The organism is Curtobacterium sp. VKM Ac-2861, assembly GCF_013204965.1.
Lineage (GTDB): Bacteria > Actinomycetota > Actinomycetes > Actinomycetales > Microbacteriaceae > Curtobacterium.
In genome coordinates this window covers 380,310-403,704 of record NZ_JABMLA010000005.1, presented here as the reverse complement: position 1 = coordinate 403,704, position 23,395 = coordinate 380,310, and the positions used below count along the sequence as shown (strand labels likewise).

Annotated in this window: 24 protein-coding genes; 12 read left to right on the top strand and 12 right to left on the bottom strand. The window is 72.0% G+C overall.

Annotated elements, in window-relative coordinates:
- Positions 1-27 precede the first annotated feature (27 nt).
- Positions 28-1,107 (top strand): alpha/beta fold hydrolase, encoded by a 1,080-nt coding sequence (locus HQQ88_RS15010; protein ID WP_173169969.1) that lies wholly within the window; start codon positions 28-30, stop codon positions 1,105-1,107.
- Positions 1,108-1,206: 99 nt separating this feature from the next.
- Here HQQ88_RS15010 and HQQ88_RS15005 read toward each other — a convergent pair whose 3' ends face one another.
- From HQQ88_RS15005 to HQQ88_RS14985, 5 genes are all read right to left on the bottom strand, one after another.
- Positions 1,207-2,400 (bottom strand): FAD-dependent oxidoreductase, encoded by a 1,194-nt coding sequence (locus HQQ88_RS15005; protein WP_173169967.1) that lies wholly within the window; start codon positions 2,398-2,400, stop codon positions 1,207-1,209.
- Between the two features lie 14 nt (positions 2,401-2,414).
- Complete coding sequence (locus HQQ88_RS15000) at positions 2,415-3,215, bottom strand: SDR family oxidoreductase (RefSeq protein WP_173169965.1); 801 nt, start codon at positions 3,213-3,215, stop codon at positions 2,415-2,417.
- 8 nt (positions 3,216-3,223) lie between these two features.
- Entirely contained in the window at positions 3,224-3,730 is a 507-nt protein-coding gene (locus tag HQQ88_RS14995; protein WP_111086918.1) for a Dps family protein, read from the bottom strand.
- Between the two features lie 111 nt (positions 3,731-3,841).
- Positions 3,842-4,354 carry a MarR family winged helix-turn-helix transcriptional regulator gene (locus tag HQQ88_RS14990; RefSeq protein ID WP_111086917.1) on the bottom strand — a complete coding sequence of 171 codons (513 nt, stop codon included), beginning with the start codon at positions 4,352-4,354 and terminating at the stop codon, positions 3,842-3,844.
- Between the two features lie 152 nt (positions 4,355-4,506).
- Positions 4,507-5,064 (bottom strand): NADPH-dependent FMN reductase, encoded by a 558-nt coding sequence (locus HQQ88_RS14985; RefSeq protein WP_111086916.1) that lies wholly within the window; start codon positions 5,062-5,064, stop codon positions 4,507-4,509.
- A 121-nt stretch (positions 5,065-5,185) separates the two neighbouring features.
- Between HQQ88_RS14985 and HQQ88_RS14980 the strand changes: the two genes are divergently transcribed.
- The 6 genes from HQQ88_RS14980 (at position 5,186) to HQQ88_RS14955 (ending at position 11,401) form a co-directional block, all read left to right on the top strand.
- Positions 5,186-6,841: a glycoside hydrolase family 13 protein gene (locus tag HQQ88_RS14980; RefSeq protein WP_367917029.1), complete on the top strand. Its 1,656-nt coding sequence runs from the start codon at positions 5,186-5,188 to the stop codon at positions 6,839-6,841.
- A gap of 109 nt (positions 6,842-6,950) precedes the next feature.
- A complete protein-coding gene (locus tag HQQ88_RS14975) occupies positions 6,951-8,915 on the top strand; it encodes a DUF11 domain-containing protein (RefSeq protein WP_173169961.1) in 1,965 nt (654 codons plus the stop codon).
- A 146-nt stretch (positions 8,916-9,061) separates the two neighbouring features.
- A complete protein-coding gene (locus HQQ88_RS14970; protein WP_254067124.1) occupies positions 9,062-9,721 on the top strand; it encodes a DUF308 domain-containing protein in 660 nt (219 codons plus the stop codon).
- Entirely contained in the window at positions 9,718-9,981 is a 264-nt protein-coding gene (locus tag HQQ88_RS14965) for a hypothetical protein (RefSeq protein ID WP_123310696.1), read from the top strand. The genes HQQ88_RS14970 and HQQ88_RS14965 overlap by 4 nt, the downstream gene beginning before the upstream one ends.
- Before the next feature lie 123 nt (positions 9,982-10,104).
- The gene (locus HQQ88_RS14960) at positions 10,105-10,644 is read left to right on the top strand and encodes an RNA polymerase sigma factor (protein WP_173169957.1); all 540 of its coding nucleotides are present in this window, start codon (positions 10,105-10,107) and stop codon (positions 10,642-10,644) included.
- On the top strand, positions 10,634-11,401 hold the full coding sequence (locus tag HQQ88_RS14955) for a hypothetical protein (protein ID WP_173169955.1): 768 nt from the start codon (positions 10,634-10,636) through the stop codon (positions 11,399-11,401). The genes HQQ88_RS14960 and HQQ88_RS14955 overlap by 11 nt, the downstream gene beginning before the upstream one ends.
- A 72-nt stretch (positions 11,402-11,473) precedes the next feature.
- Here the strand turns inward: HQQ88_RS14955 and HQQ88_RS14950 are convergent, their stop codons facing one another.
- Positions 11,474-12,385 carry a LysR family transcriptional regulator gene (locus HQQ88_RS14950; protein WP_173169953.1) on the bottom strand — a complete coding sequence of 304 codons (912 nt, stop codon included), beginning with the start codon at positions 12,383-12,385 and terminating at the stop codon, positions 11,474-11,476.
- 48 nt (positions 12,386-12,433) lie between these two features.
- Here HQQ88_RS14950 and HQQ88_RS14945 point away from each other — a divergent pair, with 48 nt between their 5' ends.
- Positions 12,434-13,717, top strand: coding sequence for an MFS transporter (locus tag HQQ88_RS14945; protein ID WP_173169951.1), 1,284 nt, complete (start codon positions 12,434-12,436; stop codon positions 13,715-13,717).
- 131 nt (positions 13,718-13,848) lie between these two features.
- Positions 13,849-14,454: a hypothetical protein gene (locus HQQ88_RS14940; RefSeq protein WP_173169948.1), complete on the top strand. Its 606-nt coding sequence runs from the start codon at positions 13,849-13,851 to the stop codon at positions 14,452-14,454.
- A 172-nt stretch (positions 14,455-14,626) separates the two neighbouring features.
- On the opposite strand, the gene HQQ88_RS14935 is transcribed toward HQQ88_RS14940, so the two are convergent.
- Positions 14,627-15,547, bottom strand: coding sequence for a cation diffusion facilitator family transporter (locus HQQ88_RS14935; RefSeq protein ID WP_123339948.1), 921 nt, complete (start codon positions 15,545-15,547; stop codon positions 14,627-14,629).
- Between the two features lie 47 nt (positions 15,548-15,594).
- Here HQQ88_RS14935 and HQQ88_RS14930 point away from each other — a divergent pair, with 47 nt between their 5' ends.
- The gene (locus HQQ88_RS14930) at positions 15,595-16,260 is read left to right on the top strand and encodes a DUF4166 domain-containing protein (RefSeq protein ID WP_173169946.1); all 666 of its coding nucleotides are present in this window, start codon (positions 15,595-15,597) and stop codon (positions 16,258-16,260) included.
- A gap of 1 nt (position 16,261) precedes the next feature.
- Complete coding sequence (locus HQQ88_RS14925) at positions 16,262-17,239, top strand: DUF1731 domain-containing protein (protein ID WP_173169944.1); 978 nt, start codon at positions 16,262-16,264, stop codon at positions 17,237-17,239.
- Here the strand turns inward: HQQ88_RS14925 and HQQ88_RS14920 are convergent.
- Complete coding sequence (locus HQQ88_RS14920; protein ID WP_173169942.1) at positions 17,208-18,182, bottom strand: EamA family transporter; 975 nt, start codon at positions 18,180-18,182, stop codon at positions 17,208-17,210. The two genes, HQQ88_RS14925 and HQQ88_RS14920, sit on opposite strands and share 32 nt — an antisense overlap.
- Positions 18,183-18,253: 71 nt before the next feature.
- Here HQQ88_RS14920 and HQQ88_RS14915 point away from each other — a divergent pair, with 71 nt between their 5' ends.
- Positions 18,254-19,168 carry a LysR family transcriptional regulator gene (locus tag HQQ88_RS14915; protein WP_173169940.1) on the top strand — a complete coding sequence of 305 codons (915 nt, stop codon included), beginning with the start codon at positions 18,254-18,256 and terminating at the stop codon, positions 19,166-19,168.
- 86 nt (positions 19,169-19,254) lie between these two features.
- Here the strand turns inward: HQQ88_RS14915 and HQQ88_RS14910 are convergent, their stop codons facing one another.
- The 4 genes from HQQ88_RS14910 to HQQ88_RS14895 form a co-directional block, all read right to left on the bottom strand.
- Positions 19,255-20,064: a L,D-transpeptidase family protein gene (locus tag HQQ88_RS14910; RefSeq protein ID WP_254067123.1), complete on the bottom strand. Its 810-nt coding sequence runs from the start codon at positions 20,062-20,064 to the stop codon at positions 19,255-19,257.
- A gap of 2 nt (positions 20,065-20,066) precedes the next feature.
- Positions 20,067-21,332 carry a hypothetical protein gene (locus tag HQQ88_RS14905; RefSeq protein ID WP_123937356.1) on the bottom strand — a complete coding sequence of 422 codons (1,266 nt, stop codon included), beginning with the start codon at positions 21,330-21,332 and terminating at the stop codon, positions 20,067-20,069.
- Between the two features lie 134 nt (positions 21,333-21,466).
- Positions 21,467-22,852, bottom strand: a complete 1,386-nt coding sequence (gene purB, locus HQQ88_RS14900) for an adenylosuccinate lyase (protein WP_123672158.1) — start codon at positions 22,850-22,852, stop codon at positions 21,467-21,469.
- Positions 22,849-23,361, bottom strand: a complete 513-nt coding sequence (locus HQQ88_RS14895) for a low molecular weight protein-tyrosine-phosphatase (RefSeq protein WP_111087056.1) — start codon at positions 23,359-23,361, stop codon at positions 22,849-22,851. Before HQQ88_RS14895 ends, purB begins: the two co-directional genes overlap by 4 nt.
- Positions 23,362-23,395 lie beyond the last annotated feature (34 nt).

The window sequence follows — 23,395 nt, the reverse complement described above, 5'->3', positions numbered from 1 at the left end:
GCGCTCGCCCGACCCGAGGAGACCCACGTGAACGACGAGCGCACGGCAGCCACCCCGGACCCGGCCAGCGAACTCGCGGAGGCCGAGAACGCCGACGTCACCGTCGAGGTGGACCGGGTCGCGGTCGACGGCACGTACGTCCGCGTGAGTTCGATCGGCGAGCCGGGGGAGCGTGCCTTCCTGCTCGTCGCCGGCCTCGGCATCGCGGCCACCTACTACGAGCGGCTTGCCCCGCACCTCAACGAGAACGGCCCGGTGCACGCCCTCGACCTGCCCGGCTTCGCGGGCGTTCCCCGGTTCCGCGGGAAGGTCTCGATCGAGCGCTACGCCGACGCCGTCGAGAAGGTCATCGACGACCTCGGCCTGGTCGACCCGGTCCTGGTCGGCCACTCGATGGGCACCCAGGTCGTGACCGAGGTCGCGGCGCGTCACCCGGAGATCTCGGACCTCGTGCTCATCAGCCCGGTCGTCGACTCGCACGCGCGCACGGTCCGCCAGTCCGCGTTCCGGTTCCTGCGGTCGACCCTGCACGAGCCCTCGGCGGTCCGGTGGCACGGCATCACGGCGTACGCGCTGTGCGGATGGCACTGGTTCTCGAAGGTGCTGCCCCGGATGATCGCGTTCCCGATCGAGGAGCGTGCGGCCCACGTGCAGGCGCGCACCCTCATCGTCCGCGGCGAGCACGACGCGATGGTCCCGCGGGACTGGATCCGACGGCTCGCGCGGGTGTTCCCCTACGCGGTGCTGCGCGAGGTCGTCGACGGCGCCCACTCCGTGATGCACGCCCAGGCCGACGCGGTCGCGCAGCTGGCGGTCGCGCACGTCGACCACCGGCTGCCGGACCGCGGGGTCGGTTCGCTGCAGCGGGTGCGCGACGACTCGACGGCGTCCGACCTGTCGCGTCTGAGTCCGAGTGAGGCGTGGATGCTCGTGAAGTCGCGCTTCGTCGAACTGGTCGGCATGGCGAAGAACGACGACGAGACGCTCGAGGCGGCGAAGTCCGCCCACGCGGTCGCGATGGCCGACGGGGACGACCTGCCGGTCGACCCCGCCGACCGCAAGGCGGTCGTCGACGCCGTCGCACCCGAAGCCGACCCGAACCGCTGACACCGGGCACTGCACGCGACGGACAGGAGGCCCGGTGCGGGTTCTCGGAACCGGCACCGGGCCTCCCGTCGGTCGCGTCCAGGGCGACCAGCGTGCCGGTCAGGCCGTGATGCGGCCCGGCAGCATGTCCGACGTCAGGGAGTTCGCCTCGGCGAGGACCTTGCGGGCCTCGTCGGTCTTGTCCCACACGTTCCAGAGCAGCACGCCGCGCACCGTGTCGTCGTCGTCCAGGTAGTAGACGACGCCGGTGACGGTCGGGTCCTGCCAGTCCTCGACGGTGCGGAGCTTCGTGGAGACCTGCCCCACCGCTTCGTACCCCATGTCGAAGACGTCGGAGTAGAACATCGGCGTGTGGTCGTAGGTCTCGTCGGCATCGGCGAGGTTCCGGCCGGCCTGTCGTCCCTGCTGCTGCGCGTTGTCGACGTGCTCGACCCGACGGGTCCCGAGGATCCGGTCCGGGTACTCGGCGACGTCGCCGGCCGCGAAGACCGAGTCGTCGTCGGTGAGCAGCGTCGACGAGACCACGATGCCGTCGCGCACGGTCAGACCGGCGTCGGCGGCGAGCTGGGTGGCGGGCTCGATGCCGAGTCCGGCGACCACGGCGTCTGCCTCGAGCACGGAGCCGTCGTCGAGCGTGAGCGTGACCCCGTCGGCCGTCTGCGTGCCGGACTCGACCCGACGTCCGAGTCGGAGGTCCACGCCGGCGTCGACGAAGCGCTGTTGGAAGGCACGCGCGAGGTCGTCCGGGAACATCCGGCCGCCCACGATGTCGTCGGGGTCGACCAGGGTGACGCGGGCGCCGTTCTGCACGACCCCCGCGGTGATCTCCTGGCCGATGTAGCCGCCACCGACGACGACCACGTGCGCCCCGGCGTCGGCGAGCTCGCGGAGCTTCCGGTAGTCGTCGGCGCTGCGGTAGTCGAGCACGCGGTCCGAGGGCTCCAGGCCCGGCAACCCGCGGGGCTTGCCGCCGGTCGCGATGAGCAGCCGCTCGTAGCCGTGGGTCCGGCCGTCGGCCGTGGTCACGGTCTTCGATGCACGGTCGATCCCCGTCACCGCGGTGCCGAGGACGAACGACGCCCCGGTCTCCTCGGTGTGCAGGTCGACCTTCTCGTCCCAGCTGAAGTCCGGGTCGGTCCACAGCTTCTTCGACAGGGCCGGCCGGGCGTAGGGCCGGTCGACGTCCTCGCTGAGGATGCCGATCGTGCCGTCGGCGTCGAGCTCGCGGACACCGCGGGCAGCGGCGTCGGCGACCATCCCGCCGCCGATGATGAGGTATCGGTAGTCGGTCACGGTGCCTCCCGGCGTCAGATCGTGGCGACCGAGCCGGAGTCGACCCGGTAGTTGGAGCCGTTGACGAAGCTCGCGAGGTCGGAGCAGAGGAACGCGATGACGTTCGCGACCTCTTCCGGCTCACCGCGGCGCTTCAGCTCCATGTAGGGACGTTCCTCGTCGAGGAAACTCGTGATCGCGTCGTCGAAGCTCTGGTTCGTCTCCTTCGCCCGCTTGTTCATCATCGCGTCCGTCATGGGCGTGTGGATGAACGCGGGGCTGACGGTGTTCACGAGGACGCCCTCCTGCGCGTAGGTGCGCGACAGGCCCTTCGCGAACGACAGGACCCCGGCCTTCGCGGCGCAGTAGGGCAGTTCGTTGTCGTACGGCTGCGAGGCGTCCTCGGACACGAGGTACACGATCCGGCCCCAACCGCCCTGCCGCAGGTCGCCGATGAACTCGCGCGTGATGCGGACAGGACCCATCAGGTCGACGTCGATGGTGTCGGCCCAACCCTGCTCGTCGATCTCGTGGAACAGTCCCTGGGCGCCGGTGACGCCCGAGGACTGCACCAGGATGTCGATCGCGCCGACGGCGTCCCGCACCTTGCCGTGCAGGTCCGCCAGGCTCGCCGCGCTCGTGACGTCCGCGGCGAACGCGTGCAGTCTGCCGAGCGGCGCCTCGAGCTGGTCGGCGCTGTTGTCGAGCTGCGCCTGGTCGAGGTCACTCACGACCACGGTCGCACCCTCCGCCAGGAGGATGCGAGCCGTGTTCCAGCCGATGCCGGAGTCGGCACCGAAGACGAGCGCGGTCTTGCCCTGGATGCCGAGGTCCACTCGGTCCCCTAGGCGTGCGCCGAAGCGTCGGCGACTGCGGGCGTCGTGGCGGAGGCCAGCGGCGTGCTCGGTGCGCGGTTCTCGGCCGAGACCATCCACGCGAGCTGCTCGAGGCGCTCGATGAAGCCGTGGAGCAGGTCCGCGGTCGTCGGGTCCTCCTCGTCGACCTCGTCGTGCACGTCGCGCATGGTGCCGGTCGCCTGGTAGAGGCGGAGCGTCACCTGGTCGATGGCGTCGTGGGTCGTGATCTCGCCGTCGGGGAACTGGTCGAGGTGGCTCGACGCCGCGACCGTGCTCGAGCGTCCGTCCGGCACGGCGTACAGGGCGCGCATGCGCTCTGCCGTGTCGTCGGCGAACTCGCGTGCGGCGTCGACGATCTCGTCGAGCTGCAGGTGCAGGTCGCGGAAGTTCGTGCCGAGGATGTTCCAGTGGGCCTGCTTGCCCTGGAGGTGCAGGTCGATGAGGTCCACGAGGACCGCCTGGAGGTTCTTGGCCATCTTGTCCGAAGCGTGCATGGTGGTGGCTCCTTTCGCGTCGGTGACCCTTCCGGTCTACGCGGTGCGGCCGTGACCACTCTCAGTGCGCACGGAACCGCACTGTCCCCCGGGGTGGTGGCGGGGCGACGCTCAGTGCGCGGGGGCCGGGTCGACCTGGTCGACGGCGCCGCGCATCTGCTCGAGGAACGACGCGACGATGCGTGCCTCGGACGCGGGCAGTCCCTCGGCGATCGACATCATCCGGCGGTGCATGATGCCGAGGGTCGCGCGGACCTCGTCATCGGTCTCGGTCGTCGGGGTGATCACGAGCGCTCGACGGTCGGTGGGGTGCGGGTCGCGGCGCACGTGGTTCGACTTCACCAGGCGGTCGATCAGGATCGTGGTCGACGCCGACGAGATCTTCAGGTAGGCGGCGAGGTCCTTCGGGCTGACGCTGCGGCCCGAGCGCTGCGACTGCAGCAGGAAGCGCACGGCGAGCAGGTCGGTCTCGCCCATGCCCATCGAGTCGCGGGTGCGGCGGCGCATCGCGGTCTCGGCGGCCCGGTAGCGACGCAGGGCGTTGAGCACGGCGACCCCGCGCTGGGTCGCGTCGTCGTCGGGGAACCAGTACCCGGACGCCTCGGTGATCTCCTGCGTTGCCATTGGCACAGGCTAGTCCGTCTCGTATGGAGGCCGTCTAGCGACTTCCTGTGGGTGTGCCTGCTTCGTTCCCGCATGCAGGACGGGAGGCCCGTGGCGGGGTCGCCACGGGCCTCCCGTCCGTCCTGTGGTGCGGTCGACCGCACCCGGTCGCTCTACGCGGCGGCCTGCTCGGTCGAGGCGTCGGCGAGTGCGTTCAGCGCGCCCTGGACGAGCGAGGTGACCTCGGCGTCCTCGCGCGGGTGGGTCTCCGCGAAGCGGACGACCGACTGCGGGATCGCGACCTTGACGTCCTCGAGGACCTTCGCGCCGGCGATGCCGGCGACCTTGCGGGCGTCGTCGTGGGCCCACACGCCGCCGTACTGCCCGAACGCGGAACCGATGGCGGCGAGCGGCTTGCCGGACAGCGGCGAGGCGCCGAACGGACGCGATGCCCAGTCGAGGGCGTTCTTCAGCACGGCCGGGATCGTGCCGTTGTACTCGGGGGTGACGAGCAGGACGGCGTCCGCGGCGGCGATCGCGTCGCGGAAGGCGACCGCTGCGGCCGGCGGGGTGTCGCCGTCGATGTCCTCGTTGTAGAACGGCAGGTCGACGATGCCGTCGAACGTGGTGACCTCGATGCCCTCCGGCGCGTGGTGCGCCGCGGCCTCGGCGAGCTTGCGGTTGATGGAGTCGGCGCGGAGGCTGCCGACGAGTGCGAGGACGTTCGTCATGGTGATCCTTCTGGTTCGAGACGTTGTTCTGGGACGGAAAGGTGTCTGCGACAACCAATCCGAGCGTACGGCGTGCTATTCCCAGACCGCTGGGTACGGTCGCGATGGGTACGGTGGCGACGTGAGCACGCTTCGGACGCCGGCCAGCACACCCCGCACGTCGAACCCGGACTGGTGGCGCGACGCCGTCGTCTACCAGGTCTACCCACGCAGCTTCGCGGACTCGAACGCCGACGGCCTGGGTGACGTCGCGGGCATCACCAGCCGCGTGCCCTACCTGGCGGCGCTCGGCGTCGACGCCCTCTGGCTCTCACCGTTCTTCCCGTCGCCCCTCGCCGACGGCGGGTACGACGTGGCCGACTACCGGGCGGTCGACCCACGACTCGGTTCGCTCGAGGACCTGGACGCCCTGCTCCGGTCCGCGCACGAGCACGACCTGCGGGTGATCGTGGACATCGTGCCGAACCACACCTCGGACGAGCACGAGTGGTTCCGGGCGGCACTCGCGTCCGCGCCCGGCTCGCCGGAACGGGCGCGCTACGTCTTCCGCGACGGGGCGGGTGTGTCCGGGGAACTGCCGCCGAGCGACTGGGTGTCGAACTTCGGCGGGAGCGCCTGGACCAGGGTCGCGGACGGTCAGTGGTACCTGCACCTCTTCGCACCCGAGCAGCCCGACCTGGACTGGTCCAACCCTGAGGTCCGTGCGGACTTCGAGGACACGCTGCGCTTCTGGTCAGACCGCGGGGTCGACGGCTTCCGGGTCGACGTCGCACACGGCCTGGCGAAGGACCTGTCGACGCCGTACCGCGCATCGAACGAGCACGCGCTGCCGCTCGACGGCTCCGACCCGCTGTACGACCGCGACGAGGTGCACGAGGTCTTCGCGTCCTGGCGCACCGTGCTCGACGAGTACGACCCGCCCCGGGCCGCCGTCGCCGAGGCCTGGGCACCGGCCCCGCGACGCGTCCTGTACGCCCGGCCCACCGAACTCGGGCAGGCGTTCAACTTCGACCTGCTCGAGGCGCCGTTCGAATCCGCTGCGTTCCGGAGCATCATCGAGCGGAACCTGGCGGCGTCCGAGCAGTCCGGTGCGTCGAGCACCTGGGTGCTGTCGAACCACGACGTCGTGCGGCACCCCAGTCGGTACGGCCTGCCGGACGACACCGACACCGACGCCTGGCTGCTGACGGACGGCACCACGCCCGAGCTCGACCGGGAGCGGGGCCTGCGCCGAGCCCGCGCCGCGACCCTGCTGATGCTCGCGCTGCCCGGGTCGTCGTACGTCTACCAGGGCGAGGAACTCGGCCTGCACGAAGCCGCCGCGATCCCGCGTGACCAGCTGCAGGACCCGAAGTGGCTCCGCTCCGGACACACCGTCAAGGGCCGTGACGGGTGCCGTGTGCCGATCCCGTGGACGACCTCCGGGCCGTCGTTCGGCTTCGGTGACGTCGCGCCGCTGCTGCCGCAGCCCGCTGACTTCGGGGCGTCGTCGGTGCAGGCGGAGGACGGCGACCCCACGTCCACCCTGACGCTGTACCGGGCAGCGCTCGACGCGCGTCGCCGGTTGCAGCAGGGCGAGGAGCTCACCTGGTTGGACTCCGACGACGGCGTCGTGGCCTTCGCCCGGCACGACGGGTGGCGGTCGGTCACGAACTTCGGCACGACGCCCGTTCCGCTGCCGTCGGGTGACGTCGTGGTCGCGTCCGGGCCGCTCGGTGACGCGGCCGGCGTGCTGCCGGGTGTCCTCCCCGGCGAGACGACGGTCTGGTTGGCCTGAGCGGACCAGCTCCGTCCGTTCTCCTCCACAGCCAGGAGGCCCGCGGCCGCGTTCCACAGATCGGTTCCGGCCCGCCGTCCGGTGACGCCCGGATCGCGACGATCGGGGCATGACAGAACCCACTGCTCCAGCATCCGTCCCACGTCCGGCCCGGTCGCGGGTGGCCCGTCGCCTCGCAGCGGCGTGCACCGCGCTGACCGCGCTCGCCGTGCTCGCGGCACCGACGATCCTGCCCACGGGGTCGAGTGCGGCGACGCTCGACTTCCCCTACGTCAACCAGTTCTCCAGTGCGTCCGGCGGCGCCCTGCACGGTGACGCCGCGGTCTCCGGCGGGCGACTCCGGCTGACCGCGGACGTCCGCAACCAGGCCGGCGCCTGGTCGACGAACGACACGTTCCCCTCGGACACCGGGCTCGAGATCGAGTTCACCTACGCGATGCACACCGCGAAGGACGACCCCGGGGCCGACGGCCTGCTGCTGTACCTCGCCGACGGTGCAGCGGCGCAGGGCGTGGGGTCGTTCGGCGCCGGGCTCGGGTACGCCTGCCGCAAGGAGGCAACCGAGGGCGGCGGGCGGCTGTGCGACCTGCCGGGGGTGCCCGGTGGCTTCGCCGGGATCGCGATCGACCACTACGGCAACTTCTCGTCGCGCATCAACGCCTCCGGACCGGGAGCCCAGCAGGACCACGTCGTCGTCCGCGGCTCCGGCAACGGCCTCGAGGGCTACCGGTACGTCGCCGGGGCTCCCGCTCCCGGCGGCACGGTGACCAACGGGTCGACGCCGCGCACGGTGCGCATCACCCTGATGCCGGGGGACGCCGGCGAGCTCTCGATGACCGTCCGGCTGCAGGTCGGCTCGACGATGCGCACCGTGCTCGACGCGGTCCCCCTGCACGGGGACGACCAGGCACCGCTGCCGAGCACCCTCCGCCTCGGGTTCGCCGGCGCCACCGGCAGCCACGTGAACAACCACGAGGTCGACGCCCTCAGGGTGTGGAAGCCCGCCGACCTGTCCGTCGAGCACGACCTGCCCGCCACCGCCGTCGCCGGGGAACCCGTCCGGTACACCGTCACGGCGCGCAACCCCGGACCGAACGCCGCCGACCCCAGCCCGCTGCAGGTGGACGTCCCCGACGGTGTCCAGGACGCCACGTGGACGTGCGAGGCGGTGACGGGTTCCGGCTGCGCCACCCCGTCCGGGCAGGGCGACGTGGCGACCGACCTCGACCTGCCCCGCGGTGGTTCGGCGGTGGTGACGGTCGAGGGGCGGATCGCCGACGGAGTCGAGGGGCCGCTCGAGAGCGTCGCCACCATCGCACCACCCACGTCGCTGTCCGACACGAACGAGTCCGACAACACCTCGCGGGCGACCACGACCGTCGCCCTGCCGCCGGTCGTCGCCCACGTCGAGACGGACAAGACGGTGTCGCCGTCCACCGTCGAACCCGGCGACGAGGTGGAGTACACCGTGACCGCACGCAACCGCGGACCGTCGGTCGCCCAGCAGGTCGGCGCGGTGGACGACCTGCCCGAGGCGATGCGCTTCGTCGGGTCCGACGACGGCTGCACGGCCGAGGGGCAGCGGGTGACCTGCCGGTCCGACGTGGCGCTCGCCGTGGGGGAGACCCACGACTTCCGGCTCCGTGCCGTCCTCGACCCGGAGTACCAGGGGGACGGCTCCGACGTGGTGAACGTGGCCACGGCGACCTCCCCCACGGACCCGGACGGTGGCGACCCGTCGACCGAGGTCGCGATCGTCGTCGAGCAGGACGACGACGGGCCCGCGCCGAGCCCGTCCCCGTCCCCGGCGCCCGGACCCGACGACGAGGCATCGGTGCCCGATGCGCCCAGCGGTGACGACGGCGACGACGACGGCGACCGGGATCCCCGTGGCGCGGTCGCCGACGCGGGACCGCAGGCCGCACGCAGCGCCCTCGCCTACACCGGCGTCGACGACCTCGGGCTGCTCGCCGCGCTCGCCGCGGTGGTGGTCGCGGCCGGTTCGACCTGCTGGTGGCTCGCTCGTCGGCGTGCACGGCGGTCGGTGGTGCCGGACGACCAGCAGCGGTCCTGATCCAGCGACCGGGGTGGCGTCGCTCGGGCGGCGCCACCCCACCGGGCATTCGAGCATCCTCAGTGCTGCGGAACCCCCGGCGGTCGGTCGGCTGCCACCGCGGCGGTAGGATCGATCTCACGATCCGCATGCCTGAAAGAGGTCCCGTGTCCGACACCGTGGACGACTCCACCACCGTGAACGAGGCGACCCAACGCGCGCGGTACTGGCCGATCCCGATCCTCCGGGCCGTGCCCGCCGCGGTCGTCGCGCTCGTCATCACCTTCTCGACGAACCACGCCGCCGGCTACGGCCTGCTGCTGTTCGCCGGCTTCGCGTTGGTCGAAGGACTCGTGCTCCTGTGGGCGGGCGTCGCGCGGCTCCCGCTCGACGGTCGGTCCCGCCGCACCACGTTGCTGCAGGCCGTCATCACCCTGCTCGCCGCCGTCGCCGGGTTCGCCGGCAACGGTCTCGGGCTGCCGGCGTTCATCTCGGTCATCGTCGCCTTCGCGGTGCTCACCGGGGCCCTCGAGCTGGCACAAGGGCTGCGGGCTCGTCGTCGTTCCCCCTTCGCGCGGGACTGGACCACGATCGGCGCACTCACCCTGCTGCTCGCGATCGCGTTCCTCATCACCCCGCCGGACTACTCGCAGCAGCTCGGTGGGGTGGAGCAGGTCACCGGCACGCTGGACGCCTCGATCGTCCTGGTCGGCCTGCTCGGCGCCTACCTCGCCATCACGGCGGTCTTCCACGTGATCGCCGGCCTCTCGCACAAGTGGGGCACGGCCACGCCGGCCGTCGCCCCGGACGGAGCACCACACGCATGACCACCCCCAGCCGTCGTGACCGTCTGCGCCCGGTCGAGCTCCTCGGGATCTCCGCGATCATCGCGGTGTTCACCGGGCTCGTCGTGCTGTTCTCGACGCGGGAACTGCAGCTGGCCGTGATCTTCCTCGGCGTCGCGTTCATCGTGGTGGTCGTCGTGCTCGCGATGCTCCAGCTCGCGTCGACCAGCGACCAGGACGACAACGACATGCTCGGCGGGCACAAAGCGCCCGGCGAGGGCGAGGGCGACGACTTCCACTGATCCGCATCGGGCGCGGTCGATCGCACCGCGGCCCGGACACGCCCGGGATCACGTTTCCGCCACGGTCCTGTCAGGATCGCGGGTCCTGCCGACACCTCTGGGTGAAGGAGGTGGGATGTGGACGTGACGACCGGCACCGACACGGACGAAGGACTCGTCCGTGCGATCGCGCAGGGGGACACCGGTGCGCTCGCACGGGTGTTCGACCGCTACGCCGCCACGCTCACCCGGTACGCCTGGGCACTCGTCGACGACCGGTCCGACGTCGAGGAGATCGTGCAGGACTCGTTCCTGACCCTCTGGCAGCGGGCGGTGACGCTCGAGCTCCCGGCGGACACCGTGCTGCCGTGGCTGCTCGTCGTCTGCCGGAACCACGCCTTCAACACCGGCCGGAAGCAGGCGCGTCGGCGCGCTGACGAGCTGCCCGAACACCTGGCCGCTCCCACCGACCAGGACGAGGCCCGTGACCTCCTGCGCTGGGTCCGCGACGAGATCGCCGCACTCCCCGCCATCGACCGCCGCATCTGCGAGCTCTGCCTGCTCGAGGGGTACTCGTACGCCGAGGCCGCCGAGATGCTCGGACTCAGTGTCGGAGCGGTCACGCAGCGGGTCTCCCGCAGCCGACGCCGACTCAAGAAGGTGGTGACGCACGATGAACACTGAACCTCCCGAGGGAGACGACCTGCAGCGCATGCTCGTCTCGATGAAGCAGAACGTCCTCGAGCGCGCCACCCCGCGGGCGAGGCGGGGTCGTGGCCGATCCGGCATCGTCATCGGTGTCGTGGCGCTCCTGGCCGTGGGCACCGCGACCGGAGCCGTCGCCCTGACGCTCTCCCAGCAGGACACCCCGGTCGCCGCGCCCACCCAGACGCAGGCGCCCGAGCCCTCGCCCACCGCGACGACCCCGAGCTCCGCGCCGATCACCGGCGCACCGACCCCGACGTCGACCCCGAGCGCCCCGGTGGACGTGGCGACGATACCGACGGACTGTCGCGCGCTCGTCTCGGCAGCGGACTACGACCGCTTCTTCGGGGACACTCCGTTGACGCAGGCCGATCCGCCGTCGGGAACCGATCGGGTCCCCGACGGCCAGGACCCGGCAGGCGTCGAGTCGAAGGTCTCCTGCACGTGGCGTGACCCGCGCGCGGACGTCTCGGGGATCGAGGTCCGGGTCGGGACCGCCACCGAGGCCGCCATCCAGCAGGAGATCGACGAGTTCCCGGCGCACGACGGCGGGGGGACGTGCACCGAGCGCGACGGCGGGACGTTCTGCCAGTCCCGCGGGATCGTGGAGCCCTACGGCGTGGAGAAGGCGTACACGTACTTCGCCCGAGGTGACACCTGGATCACCATCGAGCAGACCAACGTCCCGACCGACGGGCTCCTGCCCGCTCTCATCGCGACGATCTGGGGGGACTGACGGCCGGGAGGCCCGTGGCGGACCCGCCCCGCGCCTCCCGTCCGTCGGTGGGACCCACCAACCGGCGCCGCGTCACACGACGCGCGCGGCGACGAGGTCGCGCGCGAGCGTCCGGACGGCACGGTTCGGCTCCGGACTCGTGCGGATCGCCAGGCCGATGCGGAGCGGTTCGACCGCGTCCTCGAGCTCGAAGACCGCGCCGTCGTGCCGCACCCCGGAGTCCGGCACGACCCCGACCCCCAGCCCCGCCGAAGCGAACCGGATCACCGCGGGCATGTCGTTCATCTCGGCGACGATCCGCCGCCGGATCCCGAGCCGTTCGAGTGCGCCGTCCAGGATGATCCGGTTGCCGAACCCGTGCGCGGTGTCGACGAAGGGCTCGTCCGCGAGCTCGGCGAGCGACACCGAGGCGCGCCCCGCCAACGGGTGGTCCGACGCCGTGAAGACCCGGAACGGCATCTCGCGCAATGGTTCGACCACCACACCGGCCGGCACCGTCGGCAGCCCCGTGTACGCGAGGTCGAGGCGCCCGGCGACGAGGTCCTGCACGAGCCCGGTCGTGCCGGACGGCGAGGTCATGAGCTCCACGGTGACGAGTGGGTGCCGCCGCCGGAACCGCTGCAGCACGCCGGTCAGGTCGACGATGTCCATGCTCGTGAAGATGCCGAGCCGCACCCGTCCGCGCAGGTCGGCGTCGTCCACGGTCGCCAGGTCGCGCATCCGGTCGAGCGACTCCAGCACGGCGCGGGCGTGTGGGAGCAGGTCCTCGCCGGCGGTCGTGAGGACGAGGTGCCGTCCGGTGCGGTCGAACAGCCGCACGCCGAAGGTCCGCTCGAGCGAGGCGATCCCGGCCGACACCGTGGACTGCGCCGCCCAGAGGCGCTCGGCCGCCCGGGTCACGCTGCCCTCGGCGGCGACGGTCACGAACTGTTCGAGCAGGCGGGTCTCCATCACCCCATCATCGATCCGATCGATGGACGGCATCAAGAGCATCCGTTGGACTCGATGCTCGGCGCGCGCGATCATCGGAGCATGTCAACCGTGACCGACACCCGGACGGGCGCTCTCCCCGCCACCGCAAGCGCTCCCGCGAGCGACCGCGTCCCGGCCCCGCGCGGTCGTCGTGCGCACACCCGTCGGCGCCACGGCTTCGGCTTCTGGGCCGTCGCCTTCGCGTTCCTGTCGGTGATGGCCTTCGCGACCGTCCCCGCACCGCTGTACGTCATCTACCAGGCACGGGACGGCTTCCCGACGTTCACCACCACGATCATCTTCGCCGCGTACGGCGTCGGGGTCGTCGGGTCCCTGTACCTGGCCGGGCACCTCAGCGACGTGCACGGGCGGAAGCCGCTCATCCTCGTGTCGATCGCGCTCGAGCTCGTCGCCGCCGTGCTGTTCCTGGTCTGGAACGACGTCACCGGCCTCATCGTCGCGCGGCTCGTGACCGGCCTCGGCGTCGGCACGCTCACCGCCACGGCGACCGCCCACCTCGGTGAGCTGCGTGTCCGTGCGACCGGTTCGTCCGACTCGGCGAAGGGCGCGAGCGTCGCCGCCGGTGCCGTGAACCTCGGCGGGCTGTCGCTCGGTGCCCTCGTCGGGGGTGCGCTCGCCGAGTTCGTCGGAGCGCCGCTCATGGTGCCGTACGTCGTGTTCGTCGTCGCGCTGACCGTGGCCTTCGTGCTCGTCCTCGTCGTGCCGGAGACCGTCGCCCGCCCCGAGACCCGTGTGCCCTACCGCCCGCAGCGCATGCAGGCGCCGGAGGGCAAGGCCGCCGCGTTCTGGGCGGCCGGTGCCGCAGCGTTCGCGGCCCTCGCGGTCCAGGGGCTCTTCACATCGGTCGCCCCGGGGTTCCTCGGCACCACCTTCCACGTCACCGACCGACTGGCGGCCGGTGCGACGACCTTCGGGGTGTTCGCCGCGAGCGCCGTCTCGCAGATCGTGTTCGCCCGACTCACGCAGCGCACGCAGATCCGACTCGGCATGGTGCTCCTGGTCGGCGGCCTGGCGGTGCTCGCCGTCGCCGCGGTCCTGCTGCAGGTCGCCGGCTTCATCGGCGGTGGCGTCGTGGCGGGCGCCGGGGTCGGGCTGCTCTTCCGGGCCAGCATCGCGAGTGCCGGAGCCCTGGTCGGTCCCGAGCGTCGGGGCGGGGTGCTCGCGGCCACGTTCCTCATCGCGTACGCCGGGCTGACGGTGCCGGTCGTGGCCGTCGGGGCGGCGCTCCTGGTGATCCCGACCCTGCCCGTCCTGATCGGGTACGTGGTGCTCGTCGCCGTCCTGGCCGTCATCGCCGGCACCCGACTGGCCGCGCGCGCCTGACGCGGGGCGGGCCTCCCGTCCGCCCGTCGCATCCCGGAACCAGGTCCCGGACACCGAACCACGCGATCGCGCGGTGTCGTGTCCGGAACCTGGTTCCGTCGTCAGGGTCGCACTCCCGGCATACTGGGCGCGTGCCCCAGAACCGCAACCGTCCCGTGATCACGGGGATCGCGGCCGTGGTGGCCGCCGGTCTCCTCGCCGGCGGGCTGTTCCTGACGGCGAGGCAAGGCGCGGACGACCCGACCATCGGCGCCGGATCGAGCTCCGGGACGCCGAGCGACGCTGCGACCGCCTCCGGCGACGGCACCGTCACGATCACCCGCACCGGGCCGGACCTGCCCGGCGACACCACCCTGGCGCGGTGCGACTCCACGACCCAGGCGGCCGTCGCCCAGTACGACACCGCGGCGCTCGGGCGGGTCACCCTGCAGTGCGGCACCTCGGCACAGGGCTACGAGCACATCCGGCAGCGGCACACCGCCGACTGGCAGGGAGTCGTCGCGGGCCACGGTTCCCGCGACTGGGACGACGCGATGCTCACGGCCGTGCAGACGGCGCTGGTCGCACCGCGAGCAGGGTTCCCGGTCGACGCCGGCGACGGCAAGGTCTGCTACGCGGCGCCGGTGCGGTTCGACGACGGGTCGCGCCCGGATGCGGACCCGTTCGTGAAGGTCATCGTCTCCGCCACCACCGACCGCGTCATCACGGCGTACCCGACGCGCACCGACGACTGCTGACGCGGGCGGGGCGAACGCCGACCCCGAACGACACTCTCGATGTCGTACGACGTCGAGGATGTCGTCTCCGGGCACCGGCAACAGTGCGCGCGTGCAACGAACGACGAAGCCGATGTCGTACGACGTCGACGAAGTCGTTCCGCGTCGACACGCACAACGCCCGCCAGCACCGCTACGCGTGCACCTCGTGCTCGTGCCGCCGGTGCGACGCGGGCTCCAGCTGGAAGGTCGAGTGCTCCACGGGCACGTCGAAGTGCTCCGCCACGCACTGCTGCAGCTCGTCGAGGATCCGCGGAGCGTGCGCCGTCGAGAAGCACTCGTCATCCACCACCACGTGCGCGGTCAGGTTCGGGACCCCCGTCGCCACCAGGGTCGCGTGCAGGTCGTGCACGGCGATGACGTGCTCGAGCTCGAGGATGTGGCCCCGCACGTCGTCGAGGTCGAGCCCCGGCGGCGTGGACTCGAGCAGCACGTTCGCGGTCTCGCGCAGCAGCCGGATCGCCCGCGGCAGGATGAGCAGGCCGATCAGGATCGCGGCGACCGAGTCGGCACGCTCCCACCCGGTCAGCATGAGCACGATCGCGGCGGCGATGACGGCGACGGAGCCGAGGGTGTCGTTGAGGACCTCGAGCCGGGCGGCGCGCGAGGTGAAGCCCTCGCCGGAGGCCCGCAGCAGCACGCCGTAGGCCACCAGGTTGCCGACGAGTCCGATGATGCCGAAGACGAGGAGCGGTCCGGAGTGGATCTCGGCGGGCACGAACAGCCGTTGGATCGCGGAGATGATCACGAAGACGCCGACCGCGAGCAGGATCGCCGCCTGCGCCGTGGCGCCGAGCACCTCGGCACGTTGGAAGCCCCACGTGCGCTGCGTCGTCGGGCTGCGGCGAGCGAGCCGCGTCGCGACGAGTCCGATGCCGAGCCCACCGGTGTCGACGACCATGTGCCCGGCGTCGACCAGCAGCGCGAGGGAACCCGTGACGACGGCACCGACGACCTCGGCCAGCAGGATCGTCGCCGAGATGCAGAACGCGATGAGCAGTGCGCGCTCGGACGCGTGCCCGTGCGAGTGCCCTGCTCCGTGGTCGTGACCCATGTGCCACATCGTAGGGATCGGCACCGACGACATGCCAGGATCGGGACGTGACCCGGTCGCCCTACGAGCTGTCCACACCATCCGACGTGCTGGCCCGGTTGCACCCGCGGATCTCGGCGTACTTCGGCGCGATCCCGCCCGGTCACGTCGGCCGCGGTGAAGGGGTGTTCGACGTCGTCGGCACACCGCGCCGGTGGCTCTGGCCCCTCCTCGCCTGGTTCGCCCGCGATTCCGTCATGTTCCCGGTCTGGGAACGGGACGTCCCCTTCACGGTCGAGAACCACCCGGCTCGCGTCCGTCGTGGTCGTGCCGGACGGGAGGCCCGCCCCGCGGTCCGCGCGCACCGCACCTTCCGGTTCCGCTCCGGCAGCCGCACGATGGTGGACGCCATCACCGCCGAACCGGACGGCCTGGTCGACCACCTCGGTCGCCACGGGCGCGTCAGCGCCCGGCTCCGGGCGGAGGTCGACGCGCACGGGCCGGACGCGGGCGCCCTGCGCCTGGTCTCCACGCGCGTGACGTTCCGTGCGATGGGACGCGAGGTGCGCCTCCCGGCCCTCATCGCACCACGTGTGACGCTGATGGAACGATTCGATGACGAAGCGGACCTCCAGCGCGTGTCCCTGGTGCTCTCGGCGCCGGTGCTCGGCACGCTGTACCGGTACGAGGGGGCGTTCCGGTACGAGATCGCGCCGGACACAGGACGGGGATGAGATGAGCGACCAGAAGGGCCGCGTCGTGATCGCGGGAGCGAGCGGGTTCGTGGGGCAGTACCTGCGCGATGCCTTCACCGAAGAGGGCTACGAGGTCGTCACGGTGGGCCGGACCGGTGATGCGGTGTGGGGCAACACCCTGCGCATCCGCGAGCTCGTCGACGGTGCGGCCCTCGTCGTGAACATGGCGGGCAAGAGCGTCAACTGCCGGTACGGCCGCCAGAACCGCGCCGAGATCACGCGCTCGCGGGTGGACACCACGCTCGAGCTCGCCGAGGCCATCCGCACCGCCGAGCAGCCGCCACCGCTGTGGCTGAACGCCTCGACGGCGACGATCTACCGGCACGCCGACGACCGCCCCCAGGACGAACTGACCGGCGAGCTCGGCGAGGGCTTCTCGGTCTCCGTGGCGCGCGCGTGGGAGGACGCGTTCTTCGGCGCCGACCTGCCGTCGACCCGTCGGGTGGCACTCCGGATGGCGATCGTGTTCGGCGACGGCAGCGCACTCGTGCCGCTCCTCCGACTGGCGCAGACGGGCCTCGGCGGGCCGCAGTACGACGGCGCCTGGGTGCCGACGCGTTCCCGACTGCGGGCGGGGACGTACCACCACCACCGGCCGACCCGCGGCCGACAGCGGTTCAGCTGGGTGCACATCGCCGACGTCCTCGGCTCGATCCGGTTCGTCCGCGACCACCCGGAGCTCGAGGGGCCGGTGAACGTGTCGAGCCCGAACCCGTCCGACAACCGGACCGTGATGGCGACGATCCGCGACGCCGTGGGCCGCCGGTTCGGACTGCCGACGCCGCGGTGGATGCTCGAGGTCGGGTCCTTCGCCATCCGCACCGAGACCGAACTGGTGCTCAAGAGCCGGTGGGTGGTGCCGACCCGGTTGACCCAGGCGGGTTACGAGTTCCGGTACCCGCACCTGCGCGGTGCGCTCGCCGGGATCATCGCGGAGCGTCGCCAGCACCGGGGCTGAGCACCGGCACCGGGACCCCGTCGATCGGCGCCGGCACCGGGACCCCGTCGACCGGCGTGGGGACCGGCTCGTCTGACAGCCGCGCCGGTCGCGACGACCACAGCACCGCCCCGACCACGACGGCGCCGGCGGGCACCTCGACCAGGTCGGGCACCTCGCCGAAGGCCGCCCACGACGCGAGCACACCGACGACCGGAACGAGCATCGAGAACGGCGCGACCGTGCTCGACGGGTAGGTCGCCATCAGTCGCGACCAGATCCCGTAGCCGACCAGGGTCGCGACGAGCACGATGTAGAGCAGGCCGAGGTCCGCCGGCAGGGCCTCGATGGTGAAGGCCGTGCCGAGTGCGGCGCCGATGCGGTCCGGCCCCTCGACCACGAACGACAGCACGGCCATCGGGATCGGCGGCACGACCGACCACCAGAGCGTCAGGTGCAGCGGGTTCGCGGCTCCTGCTCGTCGGGTCGCGACGTTGCCGATCGCCCACCCGAGCGCGCCGCACAGCGCCAGCACCACCGGCAGCAGGGCCGCCGTCTGCGAGCGGTGCAGGGCGATCAGGCCGAGGGCGGCGACTGCGATCGTCACGCCGATGACCTGTCGCCCGGTGAGCCGTTCGCGCAGGAACACCCCGGCGAGCACCACGGTGAACGGCGCCGAGGCCTGCAGCACGAGCGAGGCGAGCCCGGACGGCATCCCCGACGCCATGCTCAGGTACAGGAACGAGAACTGCAGCACCCCGAGCCCGAACCCGACGAGCAGCAGCCGCCCGAACGGGATCTTCGGCCGCGGCACGAACAGCAGCGTGGGGACCGCCAGGATCGTGAACCGCAGGGCCGCGAGCAGGAACGGCGGGAAGTGCTCGAGGGCGAGCGCGGTCGCGGGGAAGTTCAGGCCCCAGACGACGGCGACGACCAGGGCGAGGAGGCGGTCACGGTTGGTCATGCTCCGATCGTGGTGGCTCCGAAGGTGTAGGACCAGCGAATTGTTCGCAACCGACGTTGTAGCCTCCCTGCATGGTCGACTTCGACGTGCACCTGCTCGCCGTCCTCCGCGAACTCGCCGAGCGCGGCAGCGTCACCGCCGTCGCCGAGGCCACGCACCGCACGCCCAGCGCGGTGTCGCAGCAACTGCAGACGCTGCAGCGGCAGGTGGGCGTTCCGCTCGTCGAGCGCATCGGACGCGGCGTCCGGCTCACCGCCCACGGCGAGGTGCTGGCCGGCCTGTCCGCCGGCGTCGCCACGGCGATCGCCCGGGTCGACGCCGCGTGGCAGGAGCACCTGGGCGGCGCGACGGGCCGCGTCGACCTCGCGATCTTCCCGTCGGCGGCCGAACTGCTGCTGCCCGGAGTCCTCACCCGGATGCGCGCGCACCCCGGTATCGAGCTCGCCCTCGTCGACGTGGACGTCAGCGAGGGGGAGTTCGCACCCCTGGCCGCCGACCACGACATCGTCGTCGGACACCGGTCGGACGGGGTGCGGCCGGCGGACCAGGGATCGGTCGAGACCGTGCCGCTCCTGCGCGAACCGCTCGACGTCGCGGTGCCACCGGGACACCGGCTCGCCGGTCGTGAGCGGGTCGGGATCGACGAGGTCGTCGGCGAGACCTGGATCGGCGTGCCCGAGGGCTACCCGATCGACCGGGTCCTGCAGGCGATGGCGGCGGCGTCGGACGCCCCGCCGAGCGTCGCCTTCCGGACGATCCACCTGCCCGTCATCGAGAACCTGGTCGCAGCGGGCCACGGGGTCGCGCTCGTGCCGCGGTACACGTCGGGCACCCGGGCGTCCGGCCGGTTCCACCTGGCCGAGCTGGCCGACGTGCGTGCGGGGCGCCGGATCGAGGCGCTGGTCCGCCCCGACCGTGCGGTCCGCCCCGTGGTGCGCACCGTCCTGGAGGCGCTGGTCGCCGAGGCCCTGGACGTCACCACCTGAGACGGCCGCGCCCACTGCCGGGCGCACGCCGTGCCTCCAGTCCGGGTGTGCGCCACGGCAGACCCGCTTCGTGCGCGGAAACGCGCTCAGCGCACCTGGAACGGTGTGCCGAGCGGCAGGAGCTCGGCCAGGGCGCTGATGTCGGCGTTGTGCATGCGGATGCAGCCGTGCGAGGCAGCGGTCCCGATGCTCGAGCTGTCGTCGGTGCCGTGCAGACCGATCTGGCCCGGGCCGCCGCCGAACGAGTTGAGGACGTCCGAGAACGCCGTCGTGCCGTACGCGTACGGGCCGTAGCCGCTGTTCGTCGGGGCGAGCAGCTCGGTCAGGGCGAAGCGGCCGGTCGGCGACGGGGTGCCGCCGGTGCCGGTCGCGACGGGGTAGCTGTCGACGACCTTGCCGTCCTTGTACAGGTCGAGCGTGTTCTCCGCGCGGGTGACCACGATGGCGTACGGGTCCTCGGTGAGGGTGACCGCGCTCGTCGGGACCCACCCGGTGCTGCCGTTCGGACGCTGTGCGAGCTGTACCTGCGCCCAGCCGTCCCGCTGGTCGACCACACGGAAGACGAGTGGTGCGCCGGACTGCTGCGGGTTCGACAGGGTGGTCGTGGCCGCGCCGCCGGGCGTACGGCTGACCGGCACGCTGTCACCGCGGACGGCCGCGACGGTCGTGCTCGCGGGCGCGTCGACCGCATCGGTGGGGCCTGCGGAGCGCGTCGGGCCCGGTGTCGCCGTGGGGGTCGGCGTCGCGCTCGCGGCGACGGACCGTGTCGGGGTCGGCGCGGGGGCCGCCGACAGGGGGCCGAAGGCGACGAACGCCACCGCCCCGGCGCAGACGACGGCCACGGCGGCGGCGATCAGTGTCGCGCGCCGCCGTGGCTCGGTCGGCAGGACGGGCAAGATCAGCCCGTGAAGGTCGCCGTTCCGGGCACCGGCACGGCGACCGGCGCCGTGGCCGCGTCAGCCGTCACGGTGAGCGTCGTCGCGGCCGTCTGCCCCGACGACAGGCCGACGAGACCGAGCACGTAGGTGCCGGCCGAGTCGACGAGGTCGGCGGGCAGGACGATGGTCCCGGAGACGTTGCCGTCAGCGTCGGCGCGGAACTGGACGCCGGGGATCGCGACGGCGTCGGCTGCGTCGCCGACGGCAGCGGTGACGACCTCGTTCGGGGCGAAGCCCGAGCCCTGCACGCGGACACCGGTGGTGGTGGCCTCGGTCAGCGTGGCGGAGGTGGTGAGCAGACGTGCTGCCGCGGTGGGCTGCGGCGTGAAGTACGTCGTGGTGTCGTCGATGCGCAGGGCCGAGATCGAACCGCTGGCGTCGGCGGCGAGGGCCTGGGCGTCGGACTCGAGCGGCGAGGCGAGGCTCTTCAGCTCGCCGCCGGGGGCGGTGGTCGCGTCAGGAGCCTCGGTGGTCGGCGGCGTCGGGGCGGTCGTCGGCGTCTCGGTGGGCGCGGGGGTCTCGGTCGGGGCGGGCGTCTCGGTCGGGGCCGGCGTCTCGGTCGGAGCGGGCGTCTCGGTCGGCTCGTCGGTCGCGGGCGGTGCGGGAACCTCGGCGGTGATGTCGATGCCGACGTAGACGACGTAGCCGACGACCTCGGCGTCTGCTGCCTTCAGGTCGGTGGCGAGCTTCGAGGTCGACTCGACCTCGCCGGTGGCGGGGTCGATCCACCGGGTGAGGCCGTCGCTGACACCGTCGGTGTTGCGGGCGTCGGTGGCGAAGACGACGGTCTGGGCGCTGGTGTCGCCGCCCTCCTGGATCGCGAGGCCGAAGCTCGTCGCCCCGGTCGTGGTGGTGCTGAGGCCGGAGGCGAGCGCCCCGACCTCGCCGCCGGGCACCGGCTTCGTCAGGCCGCGGACCAGGCCGACGGCCTCGCCGTCGGAGACCGACAGGCCGTCCTCGTCGAGCGTCGCGAAGTCGGTGATCTTCCCGCCGGCGGTCGGGTCGGACAGCGCCGCCCAGTACCACTTGTCGTTCAGCGGGACGGTGCCCTCGGGTGCCGCAGTGAAGTCGGCGGCCGAGTCGGTCCAGGTCACGATCGCCGACGCGGCGGTGGTCGTCTGGTTCGCGGTGGAGACGGTGGGGACGAGCGCAGCGGTGACGCCGAGCACGGTGGCGCCGACGGCGGCCGCGGTGATGCGGGAACGAAGCACGGTGTGGAGATCCATCCGGTCAGAGGACAGGGGTCGTCCTCTGTGACGCCCCCGTGCTGAGACGATGCTCAGCGGAACGAACCTACCGACTTCATGAGGATTCCGCACCCCTTTGGGGCACAGTGTTCACATCGTGCAGGTGAACAGCGTCAGACGTCGAGGTGGTCGACCAGCTCGTCCGCCAGGCCCGTGTACGTCGCCGGCGTCAGGTTCGTCAGCCGGGCCTTCGCACCGTCCGAGATGTCCAGACCGTTCACGAACACGATGAGGTCCTGCTGGGTCACCCGCTTGCCGCGGGTGAGGTCCTTGAGCATCGCGTAGGGGTCCTCGATGTTCGACTGCCCGGCGGTGACCTCGGCACGGATGACCGTCTGGATCGCCTCGGCGAGGACCTCCCAGTTGTGGTCGAGGTCGTCGGCGAGCTTGGCCTCGTTCACCGAGATCTCGCCCAGGCCGCGGCGCAGGTTGTCGAGCGCGAGCAGCGAGTGCCCGAACGCGACGCCGATGTTCCGCTGCGTGGTCGAGTCGGTCAGGTCGCGCTGCAGACGGCTCGTCACCAGGGTCTCGGACAGGGTGGAGAACAGCGCCGACGAGATCTCGAGGTTCGCCTCGGCGTTCTCGAACTTGATCGGGTTGATCTTGTGCGGCATCGTCGACGACCCGGTGGCACCGGCGACCGGGATCTGCGTGAAGTACCCCATCGAGATGTAGGTCCACACGTCGGTCGCCAGGTTGTGCAGGATGCGGTTGGCGTGCCGGATCCGGTCGTACAGCTCGGCCTGCCAGTCGTGCGACTCGATCTGCGTGGTGAGCGGGTTCCAGGTGAGTCCCAGGCCCTCGACGAACTCGCGCGACAGCGTCGGCCAGTCGGCCTCGGGGTCCGCGGCGAGGTGGGCCGAGAAGGTGCCGGTCGCGCCGGAGAACTTGCCGAGGTACTCGCCGCCCTCGATCTGGGCCAGGACGCGCTCGAGCCGGTAGACGACGACCGCGAGCTCCTTGCCGAGCGTCGACGGGGTCGCGGGCTGCCCGTGCGTGTGGGAGAGCATCGGGACGGCGCGCAACTCGACCGCGAGGGTCCGCAGCTTCTCGAGCACGGCACGGTACGCCGGCAGCCAGACCTGGTCGACGGTGTCGCGCACGGTCAGGGCGTACGACAGGTTGTTGACGTCCTCGCTCGTGGCGGCGAAGTGGGTCAGCTCGGCGATCGCGTCCAGCCCGAGCTCCGAGAGCCGGCGGCGGACGAAGTACTCGACGGCCTTGACGTCGTGGCGGGTCGTCGCCTCGATCTCGGCGAGTTCGGCGATCTGGTCGTGGCCGAAGGTCTCCACGATGCGCCGGAGCGCGGCCTTGTCGTCGACGCTGAGCGGCGAGGTGGTGAACATCGCGTGGTCGGTCAGGAAGACCAGCCACTCGACCTCGACCACGATGCGCGCACGGTTGAGCCCGGCCTCGGAGAGGTGCTCGCCCACCGTGTGCACGATCGGGTAGTAGCGCCCGTCGAGCGGGCTGATCGGCTGCGGGGGAAGGGGGGTCATGGGGCTCCCTGACGGACGGCCGGCTCGAGCTGGTGGAAGAGTGCCCGGCAGGCCCGTTCGACGGTCGAGAGCACTCGGTCGAACTCGTGCCGGTCCGCGTAGTACGGGTCCGGCACGTCGGTCTGCTGGGGCCAGGCGTCGTCGTACCGCAGCAGGAGCGTCACCTTTGCGGAGTCGTCCATGGTCGGTGCCCACGATCGCAGGACGCGTTCGTGGGAGCGGTCGAGTGCGACCACCAGATCGAGGTCCGGGAACCGGTCCGGGTCGAACTGACGGGCGCGATGCCTGCTGCCATCGTATCCGCGTGCCGCGAGGGCTGCGATCGTGCGCTCGTCGGCCGGTTCGCCGACGTGCCAGTCACCGGTGCCGGCCGACTCGACGTGGAAGCGGTCGGCGAGCCCGGCGTCCGCGGCGATCTGTGCGAAGACGACGCCGGCCATCGGGGACCGGCAGATGTTGCCACTGCAGACGAACGAGACGCGGAACGGGGCGTCGACGTCCGGGGCCATGGTCACATCATGACGCAGGGAGGTGTCCTCCGCG

Excerpts from the sequence above, each read along its gene's own strand:
- HQQ88_RS14950 (WP_173169953.1), bottom strand. The coding sequence starts at position 12,385 with ATGCCGTCCATCGATCGGATCGATGATGGGGTGATGGAGACCCGCCTG.
- HQQ88_RS14915 (WP_173169940.1), top strand. The coding sequence starts at position 18,254 with ATGGTCGACTTCGACGTGCACCTGCTCGCCGTCCTCCGCGAACTCGCC.
- purB (WP_123672158.1), bottom strand. The coding sequence starts at position 22,852 with ATGACCCCCCTTCCCCCGCAGCCGATCAGCCCGCTCGACGGGCGCTAC.
- HQQ88_RS14985 (WP_111086916.1), bottom strand. The coding sequence starts at position 5,064 with ATGACGAACGTCCTCGCACTCGTCGGCAGCCTCCGCGCCGACTCCATC.
- HQQ88_RS14925 (WP_173169944.1), top strand. The coding sequence starts at position 16,262 with ATGAGCGACCAGAAGGGCCGCGTCGTGATCGCGGGAGCGAGCGGGTTC.
- HQQ88_RS14990 (WP_111086917.1), bottom strand. The coding sequence starts at position 4,354 with ATGGCAACGCAGGAGATCACCGAGGCGTCCGGGTACTGGTTCCCCGAC.
- HQQ88_RS14965 (WP_123310696.1), top strand. The coding sequence starts at position 9,718 with ATGACCACCCCCAGCCGTCGTGACCGTCTGCGCCCGGTCGAGCTCCTC.
- HQQ88_RS14905 (WP_123937356.1), bottom strand. The coding sequence starts at position 21,332 with ATGGATCTCCACACCGTGCTTCGTTCCCGCATCACCGCGGCCGCCGTC.
- HQQ88_RS14995 (WP_111086918.1), bottom strand. The coding sequence starts at position 3,730 with ATGCACGCTTCGGACAAGATGGCCAAGAACCTCCAGGCGGTCCTCGTG.
- HQQ88_RS14975 (WP_173169961.1), top strand. The coding sequence starts at position 6,951 with ATGACAGAACCCACTGCTCCAGCATCCGTCCCACGTCCGGCCCGGTCG.
- HQQ88_RS14895 (WP_111087056.1), bottom strand. The coding sequence starts at position 23,361 with ATGGCCCCGGACGTCGACGCCCCGTTCCGCGTCTCGTTCGTCTGCAGT.
- HQQ88_RS14935 (WP_123339948.1), bottom strand. The coding sequence starts at position 15,547 with ATGGGTCACGACCACGGAGCAGGGCACTCGCACGGGCACGCGTCCGAG.
- HQQ88_RS14920 (WP_173169942.1), bottom strand. The coding sequence starts at position 18,182 with ATGACCAACCGTGACCGCCTCCTCGCCCTGGTCGTCGCCGTCGTCTGG.
- HQQ88_RS14955 (WP_173169955.1), top strand. The coding sequence starts at position 10,634 with ATGAACACTGAACCTCCCGAGGGAGACGACCTGCAGCGCATGCTCGTC.
- HQQ88_RS14945 (WP_173169951.1), top strand. The coding sequence starts at position 12,434 with ATGTCAACCGTGACCGACACCCGGACGGGCGCTCTCCCCGCCACCGCA.